The 17796-nt window shown below is 69.9% G+C and carries 13 protein-coding genes; 11 read left to right on the forward strand and 2 right to left on the reverse strand.

Annotated elements, in window-relative coordinates; all coding sequences use genetic code 11:
* The first annotated feature begins 423 nt into the window (after positions 1–423).
* The 11 genes from ACGFSC_RS27985 (at position 424) to ACGFSC_RS28035 (ending at position 13378) form a co-directional block, all read left to right on the forward strand.
* A complete protein-coding gene (locus tag ACGFSC_RS27985; RefSeq protein WP_359899558.1) occupies positions 424–2061 on the forward strand; it encodes an ABC transporter substrate-binding protein in 1638 nt (545 codons plus the stop codon).
* 140 nt (positions 2062–2201) lie between these two features.
* Positions 2202–3128: an ABC transporter permease gene (locus ACGFSC_RS27990; RefSeq protein ID WP_359899560.1), complete on the forward strand. Its 927-nt coding sequence runs from the start codon at positions 2202–2204 to the stop codon at positions 3126–3128.
* Positions 3121–4065 (forward strand): ABC transporter permease, encoded by a 945-nt coding sequence (locus tag ACGFSC_RS27995; protein WP_359899562.1) that lies wholly within the window; start codon positions 3121–3123, stop codon positions 4063–4065. Before ACGFSC_RS27990 ends, ACGFSC_RS27995 begins: the two co-directional genes overlap by 8 nt.
* Positions 4066–4084: 19 nt before the next feature.
* Positions 4085–5134 carry an ABC transporter ATP-binding protein gene (locus ACGFSC_RS28000; protein WP_359899563.1) on the forward strand — a complete coding sequence of 350 codons (1050 nt, stop codon included), beginning with the start codon at positions 4085–4087 and terminating at the stop codon, positions 5132–5134.
* Positions 5127–6143: a dipeptide ABC transporter ATP-binding protein gene (locus ACGFSC_RS28005; RefSeq protein WP_359899565.1), complete on the forward strand. Its 1017-nt coding sequence runs from the start codon at positions 5127–5129 to the stop codon at positions 6141–6143. The genes ACGFSC_RS28000 and ACGFSC_RS28005 overlap by 8 nt, the downstream gene beginning before the upstream one ends.
* Positions 6144–6364: 221 nt before the next feature.
* Positions 6365–7990 (forward strand): ABC transporter substrate-binding protein, encoded by a 1626-nt coding sequence (locus ACGFSC_RS28010; RefSeq protein ID WP_359899567.1) that lies wholly within the window; start codon positions 6365–6367, stop codon positions 7988–7990.
* A 112-nt stretch (positions 7991–8102) separates the two neighbouring features.
* A complete protein-coding gene (locus ACGFSC_RS28015; protein ID WP_359899569.1) occupies positions 8103–9029 on the forward strand; it encodes an ABC transporter permease in 927 nt (308 codons plus the stop codon).
* Between the two features lie 76 nt (positions 9030–9105).
* Complete coding sequence (locus tag ACGFSC_RS28020) at positions 9106–10020, forward strand: ABC transporter permease (RefSeq protein WP_359899595.1); 915 nt, start codon at positions 9106–9108, stop codon at positions 10018–10020.
* 15 nt (positions 10021–10035) lie between these two features.
* Positions 10036–11088, forward strand: coding sequence for an ABC transporter ATP-binding protein (locus tag ACGFSC_RS28025; RefSeq protein WP_359899571.1), 1053 nt, complete (start codon positions 10036–10038; stop codon positions 11086–11088).
* Positions 11089–11113: 25 nt separating this feature from the next.
* On the forward strand, positions 11114–12172 hold the full coding sequence (locus ACGFSC_RS28030) for a dipeptide ABC transporter ATP-binding protein (protein WP_359899596.1): 1059 nt from the start codon (positions 11114–11116) through the stop codon (positions 12170–12172).
* A gap of 156 nt (positions 12173–12328) precedes the next feature.
* A complete protein-coding gene (locus tag ACGFSC_RS28035; protein WP_359899573.1) occupies positions 12329–13378 on the forward strand; it encodes an ABC transporter ATP-binding protein in 1050 nt (349 codons plus the stop codon).
* A 24-nt stretch (positions 13379–13402) separates the two neighbouring features.
* On the opposite strand, the gene ACGFSC_RS28040 is transcribed toward ACGFSC_RS28035, so the two are convergent.
* Together ACGFSC_RS28040 and ACGFSC_RS28045 are read right to left on the reverse strand one after the other, a co-directional pair.
* Positions 13403–15115, reverse strand: coding sequence for an ABC transporter family substrate-binding protein (locus tag ACGFSC_RS28040; protein WP_359899575.1), 1713 nt, complete (start codon positions 15113–15115; stop codon positions 13403–13405).
* Positions 15116–15265: 150 nt separating this feature from the next.
* Positions 15266–17677 (reverse strand): hypothetical protein, encoded by a 2412-nt coding sequence (locus ACGFSC_RS28045; protein WP_359899577.1) that lies wholly within the window; start codon positions 17675–17677, stop codon positions 15266–15268.
* Positions 17678–17796: the final 119 nt, after the last annotated feature.

Raw genomic sequence — 17796 nt, forward strand, 5'->3', positions numbered from 1 at the left:
CACTGAACGGCCATTGGCCGGAATGATTCGCCCCCCTTTCCCATGGAGAGGGGGGCGAACTTTTTCAACTACTCCAAGTTGTCGGGGCCGCTATTCACGGAATAGCGCTCATCACCGCCGAGTGTCCGCTGAGCGGACGTGACAGTTCGTCATCCGTGACGACTGTCCGTTTGGTGCCTGTCTGGCTATGTCTCAAATGTCCGGTTTTCGAAACTTACCGACTGTTCATGTGACCTAATTGAGATCGTCACTGGTCACTTTCGTGTCCGTGCGTGACGGATAGTGGGTGCAGTCAGGCTCGGGTCAAGGGTGAACGCGCAGGGGTGCGCGCCGAAACCACGAGCGCGGACGGCACAGCGGGCCCGGTGATCACCGTTCCGCAGTGCCCTCCTCGTTGCAACGTCGAATTCAGGAGGCACACCGATGCGCGGTGCGAGCCAGGCCAAGTGGGTTGTCGCAGCTGTTGCTGTCGCCCTCGCTGCGACTGCGTGCAGCAGCAGCGACTCCTCCGGGGGTAGCTCCGACAGCGCTGCGGTCGACCCCGGGGCCAGCTTCAGCTACCAGAGCGCGGAGCCGCAGCGCCCGCTCCAGCCGGCGAACGCCATGGAGAACCAGGGCGGCCGTATCGTCAAGCAGCTCTTCAAGGGCCTCGTCGACTACGACCCCGCGACCGGTGCCCTGCGCAACCAGGTGGCCGACAAGATCGAGACCACGGACGCCAAGAACTACACCGTCACGCTGAAGTCCGGCTGGACCTTCCACGACGGCACCCCGGTCACCGCCAAGTCCTTCGTCAGCTCCTGGAACTGGTCGGCCAACCCGAAGAACAACCAGATCAACTCGGACTGGTTCTCGGACATCGTCGGCTACGACGCCGTGCACCCGGAGAAGGGTGACCCGACCGCCACCGAGATGTCCGGTCTGAAGATCGTCGACGACACCCACTTCACGATCGAACTGACCAGCCCGGTCTCGTACTTCACGTACAAGCTCGGCTACTCGGCCTTCTTCCCGCTGCCCGAGGGCTTCTTCGCCGACCCGGCCGGCTACGGCCAGAAGCCGGTCGGCAACGGCCCCTACAAGTTCGTCTCGTGGGAGCACAACAAGGCCATCACCCTGGCCGCGTTCGACAAGTACACGGGCATCGACAAGCCGAAGAACGGCGGTGTCGTCTTCCGCAACTACACCGCCGGCGAGGCCGCGTACAAGGACCTGATGTCCGACACGCTGGACGTGCTGGACCAGGTCGACCCGACCGACCTGCCGAAGTACAAGGACGACCTGGGCAAGCGCGCGGTCGACCAGCCGCAGGGCGCCATCCAGAACATCGGCTTCGCGCTGTACCAGGGCGGCTGGAGCGAGGCGGGCAAGGAGAAGGTCCGTCAGGGCCTCTCGATGGCGATCGACCGCGAGACGATCACCAAGACCGTGCTGAACGGCAACCGCCTGCCCGCCGACTCGTTCGTGGCGCCCGGCGTCATGGGCTACAAGGCCGGCACCTGCGGCGACGCCTGCAAGTACAACCCGGAGAAGGCCAAGCAGCTGATCACCGAGGGCGGCGGCGTCCCCGGCGGCAAGGTCCTCATCCAGTACAACTCCGACGGTGGCCACAAGGAGTGGGTGGACGCGGTCTGCAACTCCATCCGCCAGGCGACCGGCGTCGAGTGCCTCGGTGACCCGAAGCCGGACTTCAAGACCTCGCGCGACATCATCACCAACAAGCAGGTCCAGAGCATGATGCGGACCGGCTGGGTGCAGGACTACCCGCTGAACGCGAACTTCCTGCGCGACGTCTACGGCACCGGTGCCGCGGCCAACGACGGTGGCTACTCGAGCCCCGAGTTCGACAAGCTGTCGAAGGAGGCGGACGCCGCCACCACGGTCGAGAAGACCGCCGAGCTCTACCAGCAGGCCGAGGCCGTTCTGGCCAAGGACATGCCGGCCATCCCGCTCTGGTACTACAAGACCAGCTCCGGCTACTCCAAGAACGTCCAGAACGTGAAGTTCAACTCCTTCGGCGACCCGGTCTACACCGACGTCGAGGTCAAGAAGAAGAAGTAATCGGTCGGCACCGCCTGACCCGGTGACAACGGCCGGTGCCCGTCCATCCCCACAAGGGCGAGGACTGGCACCGGCCGTTGGCACGCCGACTTTTCTCTTGCCGAGTTGACGGGCTCGGCAGGGCCATACATGGAGGCACGATGGGGCGCTTTGTCGCAAGGCGACTGCTCCAGATGATCCCGGTGTTCCTCGGAACGACCGCACTCATCTTTTTCATGGTGCACTTGCTGCCTGGTGACCCGGTGGCAGCACTGTGGGGCGACAAGGCACCGGACCCGGTGCAGCTCGCCGCTCTCAAGCACCAGCAGGGCTTCGACAAGCCGCTGATCCAGCAGTACTTCGACTACATGGGCAAGCTGCTCACCGGTGACTTCGGCACCGGTCTGGACCAGCGCCCGGTCATCGACAAGATCAGCGAGGCACTGCCGGTCACGGTCCGGCTGGCGCTGTTCGCGTTCGTGATCGAGATCGTGCTGGGCATCGGCATCGGCCTGTACTCCGGTCTGCGCCGCGGCAAGCTGTTCGACCGGGGAGCCCTGGTCCTCACCCTGCTGCTGATCTCGATCCCGGTCCCGGTGCTGGGCTTCATCTTCCAGACGGTCTTCGGGCAGAACCTGAAGTGGGTCACCCCGACCGTCCAGGACAGCAACGACATCACCCAGCTGGTGCTGCCGGCCGTGGTGCTCGGCTCGCTCTCGCTGGCCTTCGTCGCGCGCCTCACCCGTACTTCCATAGCCGAGAACATCAAGGCCGACTACGTGCGCACCGCGGTGGCCAAGGGCCTGCCGCGGCGCAAGGTGATCGGCACCCACCTGCTCCGCAACTCGATGATCCCGGTGGTCACCTTCCTCGGCACCGACCTCGGCGCCCTGATGGGCGGCGCGATCGTGACCGAAGGCATCTTCAACGTCCAGGGCGTGGGCCACGCGCTCTACCAAGCGATCAACATGAAGGAGGGCGCGACCGTCTCCGGCTTCGTGGCCTTCCTCGTGATCGTCTACCTGGCCGCCGGCCTGATCGTCGACCTGCTTTACGCGGTCCTGGACCCGAGGATCCGTTATGCCTGACCTGACCGAGAAGAAGACCGCCGGGGACATCCCGGCCCAGCGCGCGGCGGACGCCCCGGCGCCGAAGCAGGAGAAGGCCCGCAGCCTCGGCTCGGACGCCTGGCACGACCTGCGTCGCAAGCCGATCTTCGTGATCTCCGCGCTGCTGATCCTGCTGCTGATCGTCATCGCCATCGCCCCCGGGCTGTTCACCTCGGTGGACCCGCGGGCCGGCGACCTGCGCAACCACTACCTGTCGAAGCCGAACTACAGCCACTTCTTCCAGGCGGACTGGTTCGGCTACGACCTCCAGGGCCGCAGCATCTACGCCCGCATCATCTATGGCGCCCGCGCCTCGGTCGTGGTCGGCATCTGCGTCACCCTGGGCGTGACCATCCTCGGCGGCCTCGCCGGCATGGTGGCCGGCTACTTCGGCGGCTGGGTCGACACGATCATCTCCCGCATCACCGACATCTTCTTCGGCATCCCGCTGCTGCTCGGCTCGCTGGTGGTCCTGAACGCCTTCACCTCGCGCACCGTCTGGAGCGTGGTCTTCGCGCTGGTCGCCCTGGGCTGGACCCAGATGACCCGTGTCATGCGCGGCTCGGTGATCACGGTCAAGCAGGCCGACTTCGTGACGGCGGCCAAGGCGCTCGGCGCCGGCACCGGCCGGATCATGTTCAAGCACATCCTGCCGAACGCGATCGCCCCGGTGATCGTCGTCGCCACCATCGCGCTCGGCGGCTACATCGCCACCGAGGCGACGCTGAGCTTCCTCGGCATCGGTCTCCAGGACCCGACCATCTCCTGGGGCATCGACATCAGCTCGGCCCAGAAGGTGATCCGTACGGCTCCGTTCGCCCTGTTCTTCCCCGCCGGAATGCTGAGCCTTACCGTGCTGGCGTTCATCATGCTCGGCGACGCGGTGCGCGACGCCCTCGACCCGAAGCTCCGCTGAGAGAAGAGGTGACGACCCGATGACCACCGTGATCGAGAACAACCAGAAGAATGACCGGCTCGAAGTCGGCACTCCTCTCCTGGAGGTGAAGGACCTCCACGTGGAGTTCCACACCCGGGACGGCGTGGCCAAGGCAGTGAACGGCGTCAACTACTCCGTCGCGGCCGGCGAGACCCTCGCCGTGCTCGGCGAGTCCGGCTCCGGCAAGTCCGTGACGGCGCAGACCATCATGGGCATCCTGGACATGCCCCCGGGCAAGGTGACCCAGGGCCAGATCCTGTACCGCGGCCAGGACATGCTCACGATGAGCGGCGAGGAGCGGCGCCGGATCCGCGGCCGGAAGATCGCGATGATCTTCCAGGACGCGCTCTCCGCGCTGAACCCGGTGCTCAGCGTCGGCTACCAGCTCGGCGAGATGTTCCGCGTGCACCAGGGCGCCTCCAAGAAGGAGGCGAAGGAGAAGGCCATCGAGCTGATGGACCGGGTGCGCATCCCGGCCGCCCGCCAGCGGGTGAACGACTACCCGCACCAGTTCTCCGGCGGCATGCGCCAGCGCATCATGATCGCGATGGCGCTGGCCCTCCAGCCCGACCTGATCATCGCGGACGAGCCCACCACCGCCCTGGACGTCACCGTCCAGGCCCAGGTGATGGACCTGCTGGCCGAGCTCCAGGCCGAGTACAACATGGGCCTGATCCTGATCACCCACGACCTCGGCGTGGTCGCCGACGTCGCGGACAAGATCGCCGTGATGTACGCGGGCCGGATCGTGGAGACCGCCCCGGTGCACGACCTGTACGCGAACCCCGCGCACCCGTACACCAAGGGCCTGCTCCGCTCCATCCCGCGCCTGGACCAGAAGGGCCAGGAGCTGTACGCGATCAAGGGCCTGCCCCCGAACCTGCTCAAGGTTCCGGCCGGCTGCGCGTTCAACCCCCGCTGCGACGTCGCCACCGACCTGTGCCGCACCGAGACCCCGGCGCTGCACCACGTGACGGACAAGGACGGCAAGGAGCTCACCGGCCGCCGCAGCGCGTGCCACCTCTGGAAGGAGACCCTCCATGGCTGAGAACATCCTGGAGGTCAAGGACCTGGTCAAGCACTACCCGCTGACCCAGGGCATCCTCTTGAAGAAGCAGGTCGGCGCGGTCAAGGCGGTCGACGGCATCTCCTTCGAGCTGAAGAAGGGCGAGACGCTCGGGATCGTCGGCGAGTCCGGCTGTGGCAAGTCCACGCTGGCCAAGGTGCTGATGAACCTGGAGCGGGCCACCTCCGGCCAGGTGCTCTTCAAGGGCGAGGACATCTCCACGCTCCAGGGGGCGGCCCTCAAGGCCGTCCGCCGGAACATCCAGATGGTGTTCCAGGACCCGTACACCTCGCTCAACCCGCGCATGACGGTCGGCGACATCATCGGCGAGCCGTTCGAGATCCACCCCGAGGTGGCGCCCAAGGGCGACCGCCGCAAGGCCGTCCAGGACCTGCTGGACGTCGTGGGTCTGAACCCGGAGTACATCAACCGGTACCCGCACCAGTTCTCCGGCGGCCAGCGCCAGCGCATCGGCATCGCCCGCGGCCTCGCGCTCAAGCCCGAGATCATCATCTGCGACGAGCCGGTCTCCGCGCTGGACGTGTCCGTCCAGGCGCAGGTGATCAACCTGCTGGAGCAGCTGCAGGGCGAGTTCGGCCTCTCCTACATGTTCATCGCGCACGACCTCTCCATCGTCCGGCACATCTCCGACCGCGTCGGCGTGATGTACCTGGGCAAGATGGTCGAGATCGGCTCGGACGAGGAGATCTACGAGAACGCCACCCACCCGTACACCCAGGCGCTGCTCTCCGCGGTGCCGGTGCCGGACCCGGCGGCGCGCGAGACCCGCGACCGGATCGTGCTCAGCGGGGACATCCCCTCGCCGGCCAACCCGCCGTCCGGCTGCCGCTTCCGCACCCGCTGCTGGAAGGCGGAGGAGCGGTGCTCCGAGGAGGTCCCGCTGCTCGCGGTCCCCTCGCTGCTGAAGGGCCCGGCCGCGCACGAGTCGGCCTGCCACTTCCCCGAGGTCCGGGAGCAGGCCGCGGCCTGATTCCCCCGTTGGTCCCAGGAAGGGCCCGTGGCGTTCGCGCCGCGGGCCCTTCCGGCATTCTGTGGATCCGGCGCCGCGTGGATCCGGTGCTGCGGCGATCCGGCGCCGCGTCAACTCGGCCCTGGGTCACGGCACCCGTCCGGGTGCACCTGACTCGCGCCGTCGCCGGGGCGCGCTTCTCATGGGGTGTGATGCGACACACACCCTGAGGAGGGACCTCCATGCCCGAAGCCGCCCGTGCTCGTTGGGTCCTCGCCGTCGCGACGTCCGTGGTCCTGGTGGCCACCGGGTGCAGCAGCAGCAACGGCGGAGGAGGCAGCGGCTCGTCGGACGCGAGCAAGACCTTCAGCTACCAGAGCAACGAGCCGCAGAACCCGTTGCAGCCCGCCAACGCGAACGAGGTCGGCGGTGGTCGCATCATCCAGAACCTCTTCAAGGGGCTGGTCGACTACGACCCCGCCACCGCCAAGATCCGGATGCAGGTCGCCGACACGATCGACACCAGTGACTCGCTGACCTTCACCGTCACCCTGAAGGACGGCTGGAAGTTCCACGACGGCACCCCGGTGCACGCCCAGAACTTCGTCGACGCCTGGAACTGGGGCGCCAACCCCGCCAACAACCAGATCAACAGCTCCTGGTTCTCCGACATCGAGGGCTACCAGGACGTCCACCCGGCCTCCGGCCAGCCGACCTCGGACAAGATGTCCGGACTGACCGTCACCGACGACCTGCACTTCACCGTCAAGCTGAACCACAAGGTCTCGTACTTCGAGTACAAGCTCGGCTACATCGCCTTCTCGCCGCTGCCCGAGGGCTTCTTCAAGGACCCGGCCGGGTACGGGCAGAAGCCGGTGGGCAACGGCCCGTACCAGTTCGTCAGCTGGGCGCACAACAGCCAGGTGGTCACCAAGAGCTTCCCGGACTACCAGGGCGTGGACAAGCCGAAGAACGGCGGCGTCGTCTTCAAGATGTACACCACCTCCGAGGCCGCCTACGCCGACCTCCAGTCCAACAACCTGGACGTGATGGACCAGGTGCCGCCGTCCGCGCTGGCCACGTACAAGAGCGACCTCGGCGACCGCGCGGTGGACGCGCCGCAGGGCGCCATCCAGAACATCGGCTTCACCCTCTACCAGGCCGACTGGGCCGCCCCGGAGAAGGCCCAGGTGCGCCAGGGCCTGTCGATGGCGATCGACCGCGCGACCATCACCAAGACGGTGCTGCAGGGCTCCCGCGCGCCGGCCAGCGCCTGGGTGGCGGAGGGCGTCGAGGGCTACAAGGCCGGCACCTGCGGGGACTTCTGCAACTTCGACCCCGCCAAGGCCAAGCAGCTGATCCAGCAGGGCGGCGGCGTCCCCGGCAACAAGGTGCTGATCACCTACAACGCGGACGGCGGCCACAAGGAGTGGGTCGACGCGGTCTGCAACTCGATCCGGCAGAACACCGGCGTCGACTGCCTCGGCGACCCGAAGCCCGACTTCAAGACCGCCCGCCAGGCCATCACCGCGCACCAGCTCAACGGCGCCTTCCGCACCGGCTGGGTGCAGGACTACCCGCTGAACGCCAACTTCCTGGCCGACGTGTACCGCACCGGTGCCGCGTCCAACGACACCGGGTACAGCAGCCCGCAGTTCGACCAGGCGGCGACCCAGGCCGACGAGGCCGCCAGCGTCGCCGACACGGTGACCGGCTACCAGCAGGCCGAGGCGGTGCTGCAGAGCGGCATGCCGGCCGTCCCGCTCTGGTACTACCGCACCAACTCGGGCTACTCGACCAAGGTGCAGAACGTGAAGTTCGACTCCTTCGGCAACCCGGCCTGGACGCAGGTCGAGGTCAAGGGCTGATCCCCGGACCCTGATCCCCGCGCACCGGCCCCGCCCTCCCCGCACGGATGGCGGGGCGCGGTCTCCCGGCCGACCGGCCCGGCCCGGTCGGCCACACAGGAAGGAGGCTCGGATGGGCAGTTACGTGCTGCGGCGGGTGCTGCAGATGATCCCGGTGTTCTTCGGCACCACGCTGCTGATCTTCGTGATGGTCTACACGCTGCCGGGCGACCCGGTGGTCGCGCTGTTCGGCGAGAAGGCCGCGGACCCGTCGGTGGTCGCGAGCATCAAGCACACGTACTACCTGGACCAGCCGCTCTGGAAGCAGTACCTGCACTACATGGGGAACCTCTTCCAGGGGGACTTCGGAACCAGCTTCACCGGCCGCCCGGTCTCCGACATCATGGCGGACGCCTTCCCGGTCACCATCCGGCTGGCGCTGATGGCCTTTCTCTTCGAGATGATCGTGGGCCTCGCCTTCGGCGTGCTCTCCGGGCTGAAGCGCGGCAGCATCGCGGACACCCTGGTGCTCGTCCTGACCCTGGTGGTGATCTCGATCCCGGTCTTCGTGCTGGCCTACATCGCGCAGACCGTGTTCGCCACCAACCTGGGCTGGGTCACGCCGACGGTGCAGGACAGCTACGACCTCTCCCAGCTGATCCTGCCGGCGGTCGTCCTCGGCTCGCTCTCGCTCGCGTACGTCGCCCGGCTCACCCGGACCTCCATCGGCGAGAACCTGCGGGCCGACTACATCCGGACCGCGACCGCCAAGGGCCTGCCCCGGCGGACCATCATCTCCCGCCACCTGCTGCGCAACTCGCTCATCCCGGTGGTCACCTTCCTCGGCACCGACCTCGGCGCGCTGATGGGCGGGGCGATCGTCACCGAGGGCATCTTCAACGTGCAGGGCATCGGCAACGTCCTGTACCGGGCGATCAACCAGAAGGAAGGCCCGACCGTGGTCGGCATCGTGACCGTCCTGGTGATCATCTACCTGGTCGCCAGCCTGCTCGTCGACCTGCTCTACGCGGTCCTGGACCCGAGGATCCGCTATGTCTGACATCCACGACGAGGACTCCTACGAACCACATCCCAAACCTGGTGTCTCCCGTCTCGACTACGCGGGGGAGCAGGGCATGGCGGTGGAGCAGGAGACCCTGGTCGAATCCGACGTGGAGAAGCGGGAGGAGGCCCGCAGCCTCTGGGGCGACGCCTGGCGGGACCTGCGCCGGCGGCCGATCTTCCTGCTCTCGGTCGTGCTGATCGTGCTGCTGGTGCTCGTCGCGATCTTCCCCTGGGCCTTCACCGACGCCAACCCGCGCCGGGCCGACCTGGTGCACGACTACCTCCGGCGGCCGGACTGGACGGACTTCTTCGGCGCCGGCTGGTTCGGCTACGACGCCCAGGGCCGGTCCATCTACGCCCGGGTGGTCTACGGCGCCCGGGCCTCGATCACCGTCGGCATCTTCGTGACCGCCGCGGTCACCCTGCTCGGCGGGCTGACCGGCATGGTCGCGGGGTACTACGGCGGGGTCGTCGACGCGGTGGTGTCCCGGATCGTCGACATCTTCTTCGGCATCCCGCTGCTGCTCGGCGCCCTGGTGCTGCTGAACGCGTTCACCGTCCGCACGGTGTGGACCGTGGTGGTCGCCCTGGCCGTCCTCGGCTGGACCCAGATCGCCCGCGTCATGCGCGGCGCGGTGCTGACCGTCAAACAGTCCGACTTCGTGACGGCGGGCCGGGCCCTCGGGGCCGGGACCGGACGGCTGATGCTCCGGCACATCCTGCCGAACGCGGTCGCGCCGGTGATCGTGGTGGCGACCATCGCGCTCGGCGGCTACATCGCGACCGAGGCGACGCTGAGCTTCCTCGGCATCGGTCTTCAGGAGCCGACCATCTCCTGGGGCATCGACATCTCCTCCGCCCAGAAGGTGATCCGGACCGCGCCGTACGTGATGTTCTTCCCGGCCGCGGCGCTCTCCATCACCGTGCTGGCCTTCATCATGATGGGCGACGCGGTCCGCGACGCCCTCGACCCGAAGCTTCGCTGAGCGAGGGAGCGCATCGTGAGTACAGCGGTGGACACCACCGGGCGCGTGCAGGAGGCGCCGTACCAGGGGCCGCTGCTCGACGTGCGGGACCTGCACGTCGAGTTCGTCACCCGGGACGGCGTCGCCAGGGCCGTCAACGGCGTCAACTACTCCGTCGCGGCGGGGGAGACGCTGGCGGTGCTGGGGGAGTCCGGCTCGGGCAAGTCGGTGACGGCGCAGGCGGTCATGGGCATCCTGGACATGCCGCCGGCCAGGATCCCGCGCGGCGAGATCCTCTACCGGGGCCAGGACATGCTCAGGATGAGCAAGGAGGAGCGGCGGCGGATCCGCGGCCAGAAGATCGCGATGATCTTCCAGGACGCGCTCTCGGCGCTGAATCCGGTGCTCAGTGTCGGCTACCAGCTGGGGGAGATGTTCCGGGCGCACCGGAAGGTCTCCCGCAAGGAGGCCCGGGACCGGGCCGTGGAGCTGATGGACCGGGTGCGCATCCCGGCCGCCAAGCAGCGGGTGAACGACTATCCGCACCAGTTCTCCGGCGGCATGCGCCAGCGCATCATGATCGCGATGGCGCTGGCCCTGGAGCCGGACCTGATCATCGCGGACGAGCCGACCACCGCGCTGGACGTGACGGTGCAGGCCCAGGTGATGGACCTGCTGGCCGAGCTGCAGGCCGAGTACAACATGGGCCTGATCCTGATCACCCACGACCTGGGCGTGGTCGCGGACGTCGCGGACAAGATCGCGGTGATGTACGCGGGCCGGATCGTCGAGACCGCCCCGGTGCACGAGCTGTACGCCCGGCCCGCGCACCCGTACACCCGGGGACTGCTGGACTCCATCCCCCGGCTCGACCAGAAGGGCCAGGAGCTCTACGCGATCAAGGGCCTGCCGCCCAACCTCCTGCGCATCCCCGAGGGCTGCGCCTTCAACCCCCGCTGCCCGCGCGCCCAGGACCGCTGCCGGACCGAGGTGCCGGAGCTGTTCCCGGTCACCGAGGAGGACGGGACGCCGCTGGAGGGGCGCGGCAGTGCCTGCTTCTTCTGGAAGGAGACCCTCCATGACCGTTAACGGGTCCAGCGCGCTGGGCGCGGCGATGCCGGAGGAGGTCGCCTTCGAGCAGGAGGTGCCGCGCGGCCGGCCGATCCTCGAAGTCCGGGACCTGGTCAAGCACTTCCCGCTCACCAAGGGCGTCCTGTTCAAGAAGCAGGTCGGCGCGGTGAAGGCGGTCGACGGGGTCACCTTCGACCTGATGCAGGGCGAGACGCTCGGGATCGTCGGCGAGTCCGGCTGTGGCAAGTCCACGCTGGCCAAGGTGCTGATGAACCTGGAACCGGCCACCTCGGGATCGGTCCGCTACAAGGGGGAGGAGATCTCCCGGCTCTCCGGGGCCGGGCTGAAGGCCGTCCGCCGGAACATCCAGATGGTGTTCCAGGACCCGTACACCTCGCTCAACCCGCGCATGACGGTCGGCGACATCATCGGCGAGCCGTTCGAGATCCACCCCGAGGTGGCGCCCAAGGGCGACCGCCGCAAGGCCGTCCAGGACCTGCTGGACGTGGTCGGGCTCAACCCCGAGTACATCAACCGCTATCCGCACCAGTTCTCCGGTGGTCAGCGCCAGCGCATCGGCATCGCCCGGGGGCTGGCGCTCAAGCCGGAGGTCATCATCTGCGACGAGCCGGTCTCGGCGCTGGACGTGTCCGTCCAGGCGCAGGTGATCAACCTGCTGGAGCAGTTGCAGGGCGAGTTCAACCTGTCGTACATGTTCATCGCGCACGACCTCTCCATCGTCCGGCACATCTCCGACCGCGTCGGCGTGATGTACCTGGGGAAGATGGTCGAGATCGGCAGCGACGCGGAGATCTACGACCACGCCACCCACCCCTACACCCAGGCGCTGCTCTCCGCGGTGCCGGTGCCGGACCCGAGGGCACGGGAGGTCCGGGACCGGATCGTGCTGACCGGCGACGTGCCCTCGCCGGCCAACCCGCCGTCCGGCTGCCGCTTCCGCACCCGCTGCTGGAAGGCGCAGCAGCGGTGCGAGGTCGAGGAGCCGCTGCTGGCCGCGCCGTCCTGGCTGGACGGCGCGGCGCGGCACGACTCGGCGTGTCACTTCGCGGCGGAGAGGGAGGCCGGGAAGGGCGCCGGCTGAGACCGGTCGACGACCAGGGCGCGCCCCCGCCGGCGGGGACGCGCCCTTTCCCGTGACGGAAAAGAGATCTGCCGCGGGCTCGCCAAGTGCGGTCCCTTCCTTGATAGTTGCTCTGCGCCCAGCGGTGGGTGCCGCGGCGCCGGGGAGGCTGCTCTGATGGACGCGGTGGAGCTGATCGGCGGCGGTCGGGGGAGCGCGGAACCCGGGACGCCGCTGCTGGAGGTCGACGACCTGCACGTGGAGTTCCGTACCCGGGACGGCGTCGCCAAGGCCGTGAACGGGGTGAGCTACTCCGTCGCGGCGGGGGAGACGCTGGCGGTGCTGGGGGAGTCCGGCTCGGGCAAGTCGGTGACGGCGCAGGCGATCATGGGCATCCTGGACATGCCGCCGGGGCGGATCACCGCGGGGCGGATCCTGTTCCGCGGCGAGGACCTGCTGACCATGGGTGCCAACGCCCGGCGGTCCGTCCGGGGCGGGCACATCGCGATGATCTTCCAGGACGCGCTCTCGGCGCTGAACCCGGTGCTCAGTGTCGGCTACCAGCTGGGGGAGATGTTCCGGGCGCACCGGGGGGTCTCCCGCAAGGAGGCCCGGGACCGGGCCGTGGAGCTGATGGAGCGGGTGCGCATCCCGGCCGCCAGGCAGCGGGTGAACGACTATCCGCACCAGTTCTCCGGCGGCATGCGCCAGCGCATCATGATCGCGATGGCGCTGGCCCTGGAGCCGGACCTGATCATCGCGGACGAGCCGACCACCGCGCTGGACGTGACGGTGCAGGCGCAGGTGATGGACCTGCTGGCCGATTTGCAGGCCGAGTACAACATGGGCCTGATCCTGATCACCCACGACCTGGGCGTGGTCGCGGACGTCGCGGACAAGATCGCGGTGATGTACGCGGGCCGGATCGTCGAGACCGCCCCGGTGCACGAGCTGTACGCCCGGCCCGCGCACCCGTACACCCGGGGACTGCTGGACTCCATCCCCCGGCTCGACCAGAAGGGCCGGAACCTGCACGCCATCAAGGGCCTGCCGCCGAGCCTGCTGAGCCCCCCGGAGGGCTGCGCCTTCAACCCCCGCTGCCCGCGCGCCCAGGACCGCTGCCGGACCGAACTCCCCGCGCTGACACCGGTGACCGGCGAGCACGGGACGGAGCTGGCGGGCCGCCGCAGCGCCTGCCACTACTGGCGCGAGACGCTGCACGGCTGAGGCCGCGCCCGGCCCGGCCGGCGGCTACTTCGCGAAGCCGACGTTCTCCCAGACGATGTCGGACAGGCCCTGCGCGCCGATGTTGGCGAGGTCGGCGCGGGCCCCGTACAGCTGCGGGCGCTGGTAGAGCGGCAGGACGCCGGCCACCTTCCAGAGCTCCCCGTCGGCCTGGTTGATCGCCTCGGTGGCGGTGGCGGCGTCGCCCGCGGCCGCCGCCCGGTCGAGCGCGGCGTCCACCGCCGGGCTGCCCGCCCCGACGTGGTTGGTGCCGCCGCTCTGGACGAAGTTGGCGCGGTTGCCGCTGGCCGGGAAGGGGGTGCCGATCAGCGAGTAGGCGGCGATGTCGAAGTCGTTGCGGTTGACGTACTTGTCGAAGAACTCGTTGGCGGGGGCGGTCACGGTGGTGACCTTGATGCCGACGTCCTTGAGCATTCTGGTGGCGTTGGCGGCCTCGGCCTGGGCCGGGTTGACGCCGGCCGGGACGACCATCCGCAGGTTCAGCTCGCGGCCGTCCTTCCTCCGCACGTCGCCGTCCAGCTTCCACCCGGCCGCGTCCAGCTTGCGGGCCGCCTCGGCGGGGTCGTAGCGGGCCAGGCCCAGGGAGTTGTCGCGGTAGCCGTTCTGGTTGGTGACCAGCAGGTGGTTGTTGAGCGGGACGGCGGGCCAGTCCAGGCCGCTGAGGTCGGAGCGGATCACCACGTCCCGGTTGATCGCCTGGAAGACGGCCTGGCGCACGGTCGCGTCGCCGAGCGCGGGGGTGCGGGCGTTCAGGGTGAGCTGGCGGAAGTCCGGTCCGCCGGCCCGGCGCACCGCGGCGCCCTTGGTGTTCCTGACGACCTGGTAGCCGGCCACGTCCGGGCCGATGTTGACGAGGTCGAGCTGTCCCTTGGCGAAGGCGGCGGGCATCGCGTCGGGCAGCATCGCGTGGAAGACGATCCGGTCCAGCACCGGCTTGTCGCCCCACCAGGAGGGGTCGGCGACCAGGGTGACGGTCTGGGCGGCGCGGTCCAGCTGCTCGACCTTGAACGGGCCGGCGGTGACCGGGAAAGCGTCCAGGTAGGAGGAGTTGAACAGCTCCGGCGTGGAGATCCGGCCGGCGGGCAGCAGCGGGGCGTTGCCGGCGCTGTTGAACATCGACTGCCACTCGGAGAACGGGTGGTCGAAGGTCATCACCGCCTGGAAGTCGTCCTTGCCGCGCTCCACCGCGGAGACCAGCTCGAAGCCGGTGCTGCTGGAGGACTTGTAGGCCGGGTCCTTCCCGTTCAGCGCACGCCAGTTGGCCTCGATGTCGCGCCAGGTGATCGGGGTGCCGTCGGACCAGTGCGCCTTCGGGTTGAGCGTCCAGGTGACCACCTGCCGGCCGTCCCTGAGCTCGGCGTGCGCCTCCTGCAGGTAGGCCGGGTTGGGGGTCTGGGTGCCGGCCGCGTCCGAGCGGAAGAAGGTCGGCAGCAGCGGCTTGCTGACCATGACGGTCGAGGACTCGCTGCCGTCGGTGTGGATCGGCGACCACTGGCGGGAGAACTGGGCGATCGCCAGGTTCAGGGTGCCGCCCTGGCGCAGCTGGGCCCGGTCGTGCGGGTTGATGTCGACCGAGGTGAGCTTGGGCGAAGCGAGGGCGGCCGTCGGGGCCTCGGCGGCGTCCTGACCGGAGGTGCAGGAGCAGAGGGCCAGCGAGAGGGTGAGGGCGGTGAGACCGGCGAGCAGGGCCGTCCCGTGGTGCTGGAGGCGGCGGCGCATCGGCGTGCTCCCCGGGGTGGATGTGGCGGATGGTGTGGCGTCACATCTTGCTGACCGGGACGGGTGTTGTCGAGGGGCGGGCCCGGATGCGGGCCCGCCCCTCGTGCGGTGCGGGTACGGCGGACGCGGACGCGCCGGCCCCCGACCGCGTCAGACCACGAACTTGAAGGTGCGGTCCTTGTCGCCGGTCTTGTCGAGCACCGAGGTGATGCCGTCCGCGACGTCCTGCGGGGTGATCGCGGCGACCTGGCCGTTCTTCTTGACCTTCACCTTGTCGAACGCGGTGCCCAGCTGGGCGGCGAGCGCGTCGAGGTCCCACTTGGGCACGATCTTGCCGGAGGCGTCCGGAACGAGGGTGAGCGCCTTGGCGGCGGTCTTCGGGCCGAAGTCCCAGGACTTGGCGCCGGCCACGACGTGCACCTTGCCCGCGGCGATCTGCTTGCCGAGGGTGTCGGCGGCACCCTGGAGGGCCTGGGTGGAGATCTTCGGCTGGGCGGCCGTGACGGCCAGGGCGATCGGCTGCTCGGGCTTGCCGTCGGCGCGGTCGCGGTAGGCCTGCGCGATCACGTCCAGGGCGCTCGCCGAGTCCACCGCCTGGCCGGCCCGGCCGGGCACGACGATCGGCTCGCCGTTGACGTCGCCGAACTTGACGTAGCCCTCCTGGAGGCCCTGGCCGGAACCGGCCGCGAGGGTGTCGAGGGCGGCCTTGAGCTTGGCCTTGTCGACCTTGACCTCGGGGGCGACGGTCTTGGTGCCGCCCTTGAGCGACTTGAAGACGTCCAGCGGGTTGTAGCTGTGCTGGGCCAGGCCGTCCACGGTGGCGGTGGTGTCGAAGCTCAGGCCGGCGACCGCCGGGTCGAGGTCCACGGCCTGGTCGCCGATCTTCAGCTTGAGCGGCTGCTGGCCGGCCTTGCCGACCGACTCGTCCAGCTGGTGGATCGCCTGGTCGCGGCTGCTGCCGCCGATCTCGGCGCCGAGCACCACGGTGCCCTTGGGGACGTCGGACTGGTTGAGCATCAGGCCGGTGCCGTACGCGGCGGCGCCGAGGAACAGCACCGCGACGATGCCGTAGACGCCCAGCTTGACCAGCTTCTTGCCGGCCCCGCCGCGCTTGGCCTTGGCCGGGGCGGCGGGCTCGGCCTTCGCCTTGGCGGGGGCCGGAGCGGGGGCCGGGGCGGCCTTGGAGCCCTTGCCGCCCTTGCCACCCTTGGCGTTCCGGGTCTCCTCGGAGCCCTCGGGCCGGGGGCCGGGCGCCGGGGCCGGCAGCGGGGTGACCGCGGTGGCCTCCGGGTCGCCGGGCTGCGCGGCGGTGCCGGGCGCGCCCGCGAAGAGGGCGCCGGGGCCCGCCGGAGCGGCGGGGACCTCCTGGCCGTGGCCGGGGGCGGCCGGGCGCTGGGCGGCGAACGGGTCGGTGCCGGTCGGGGCCGAGGCGAACAGGCCCGGCTGCGGACGGCCGTCGGCGCCGTGCGGGGCGCCGTTCTGGGGCAGGCCGGGTATCGCGGCGGGCGGCGGGGTGTTGTCGCGGATCGGCGCGAAGCCGTCGACGGAGGTGTCCTCCGGGTTCGGCTCGGCCTGCGGGTGCGGCGCGGGCGCCTGGTGGTCGTTCGGCTGGAAGCCGTTCTGCGGGCCGGGCTGCTGCGGCCCGCCCGGCCGGTTCTTGCGCTGCTGACGGTTCTGCGGCTGCCCGTTCTGCTGCCCGTTCTGCTGTCCGCGGCTCTGCTGGCCGCCGTCGCGCCGGGGCAGGCCCTGCGCGCCGGCGTCGGGAACGGAGGTGCCGAACGGGTCGGTGACCGGCGCGAACGGGTCGGCGGCCTCGTACACGCCGGGCTCCTCCACCGGGGCCTCGGCGTGGAACGGCGCGACGGGCGCGGCTGCCGGGTTCGGCTGCTTGCCCTGGGCGGGCACCGGCCGGCCGTTCGGGGCGCCGTTCCGCGCGCCGTCGGCACGGGCGGGCCGGCCCGCGGCCGGACGGGCACCCTGCGGGCGCGGCTCGGCGCCGCCGGGGGCGACCGGGGCCTCCGTCGTGCCCACGGCACCGGCCGGAACGGTCGCCGGAGCCGTGGCCGGCGCGGACTCGGCGGTCGCGGCCTTCTTCTGGCGCGGGCGGAACCAGGCGCCGGTGGACTCCGACTCCGAGGTCGCCGGCGGGATCGGCGGGATCTGCCACTCCGGCGGCAGGTTCGGCGGGGCGGCCTGGCGGCCGCCGTCGTCCATCACACCGAGGACGGGCGAGGTCGGCGCGGAGCGGTGCCGCGGGCCGCCCGGTTCGGCGGCGGCGGCCGGGGCGTCATCGCCCGGGCCGTCCTCGTTCTTGACGGTGCTGCGGACGACGACCGGCGGGATCGGACGCGAGCCGGGGATGTTGATCCGGACCCGGGTGGTCAGGGTGGTCTCGGTCTTCGGACCGTCGTCCTCGCCGCCCGACGCGGCGCCCGGTCCGGCGTCGGCCCGGTCGCCGCCGGGGAGCCCCGGCGTGCCGTAGGGCGGTGTGCCCGACGGGTAGGCGTCCGGGCCCGTGCGCCGGGGCGTCGGGTGGGCGTTGTCAGATTCGCGGCTGCTCAATGCTGCTCTGCTCCGGGTTCGCGGGCGGGCCGTGCGGCGCGACCGCGGTTCGTGGTCGCCGGGCCTTGGCTGGGGCGGGCGGCGGTCGGGTACGGCGTTCTGCGGGACCACCATACTGG

The sequence above is a fragment of the Kitasatospora sp. NPDC048715 genome (assembly GCF_043198905.1).
Taxonomy (GTDB): domain Bacteria; phylum Actinomycetota; class Actinomycetes; order Streptomycetales; family Streptomycetaceae; genus Kitasatospora; species Kitasatospora lactacystinica.

Coding starts and splice junctions, on each gene's coding strand:
- ACGFSC_RS27985 (WP_359899558.1), top strand. CDS start 424: ATGCGCGGTGCGAGCCAGGCCAAGTGGGTTGTCGCAGCTGTTGCTGTC.
- ACGFSC_RS27990 (WP_359899560.1), top strand. CDS start 2,202: ATGGGGCGCTTTGTCGCAAGGCGACTGCTCCAGATGATCCCGGTGTTC.
- ACGFSC_RS27995 (WP_359899562.1), top strand. CDS start 3,121: ATGCCTGACCTGACCGAGAAGAAGACCGCCGGGGACATCCCGGCCCAG.
- ACGFSC_RS28000 (WP_359899563.1), top strand. CDS start 4,085: ATGACCACCGTGATCGAGAACAACCAGAAGAATGACCGGCTCGAAGTC.
- ACGFSC_RS28005 (WP_359899565.1), top strand. CDS start 5,127: ATGGCTGAGAACATCCTGGAGGTCAAGGACCTGGTCAAGCACTACCCG.
- ACGFSC_RS28010 (WP_359899567.1), top strand. CDS start 6,365: ATGCCCGAAGCCGCCCGTGCTCGTTGGGTCCTCGCCGTCGCGACGTCC.
- ACGFSC_RS28015 (WP_359899569.1), top strand. CDS start 8,103: ATGGGCAGTTACGTGCTGCGGCGGGTGCTGCAGATGATCCCGGTGTTC.
- ACGFSC_RS28020 (WP_359899595.1), top strand. CDS start 9,106: ATGGCGGTGGAGCAGGAGACCCTGGTCGAATCCGACGTGGAGAAGCGG.
- ACGFSC_RS28030 (WP_359899596.1), top strand. CDS start 11,114: ATGCCGGAGGAGGTCGCCTTCGAGCAGGAGGTGCCGCGCGGCCGGCCG.
- ACGFSC_RS28035 (WP_359899573.1), top strand. CDS start 12,329: ATGGACGCGGTGGAGCTGATCGGCGGCGGTCGGGGGAGCGCGGAACCC.
- ACGFSC_RS28040 (WP_359899575.1), bottom strand. CDS start 15,115: ATGCGCCGCCGCCTCCAGCACCACGGGACGGCCCTGCTCGCCGGTCTC.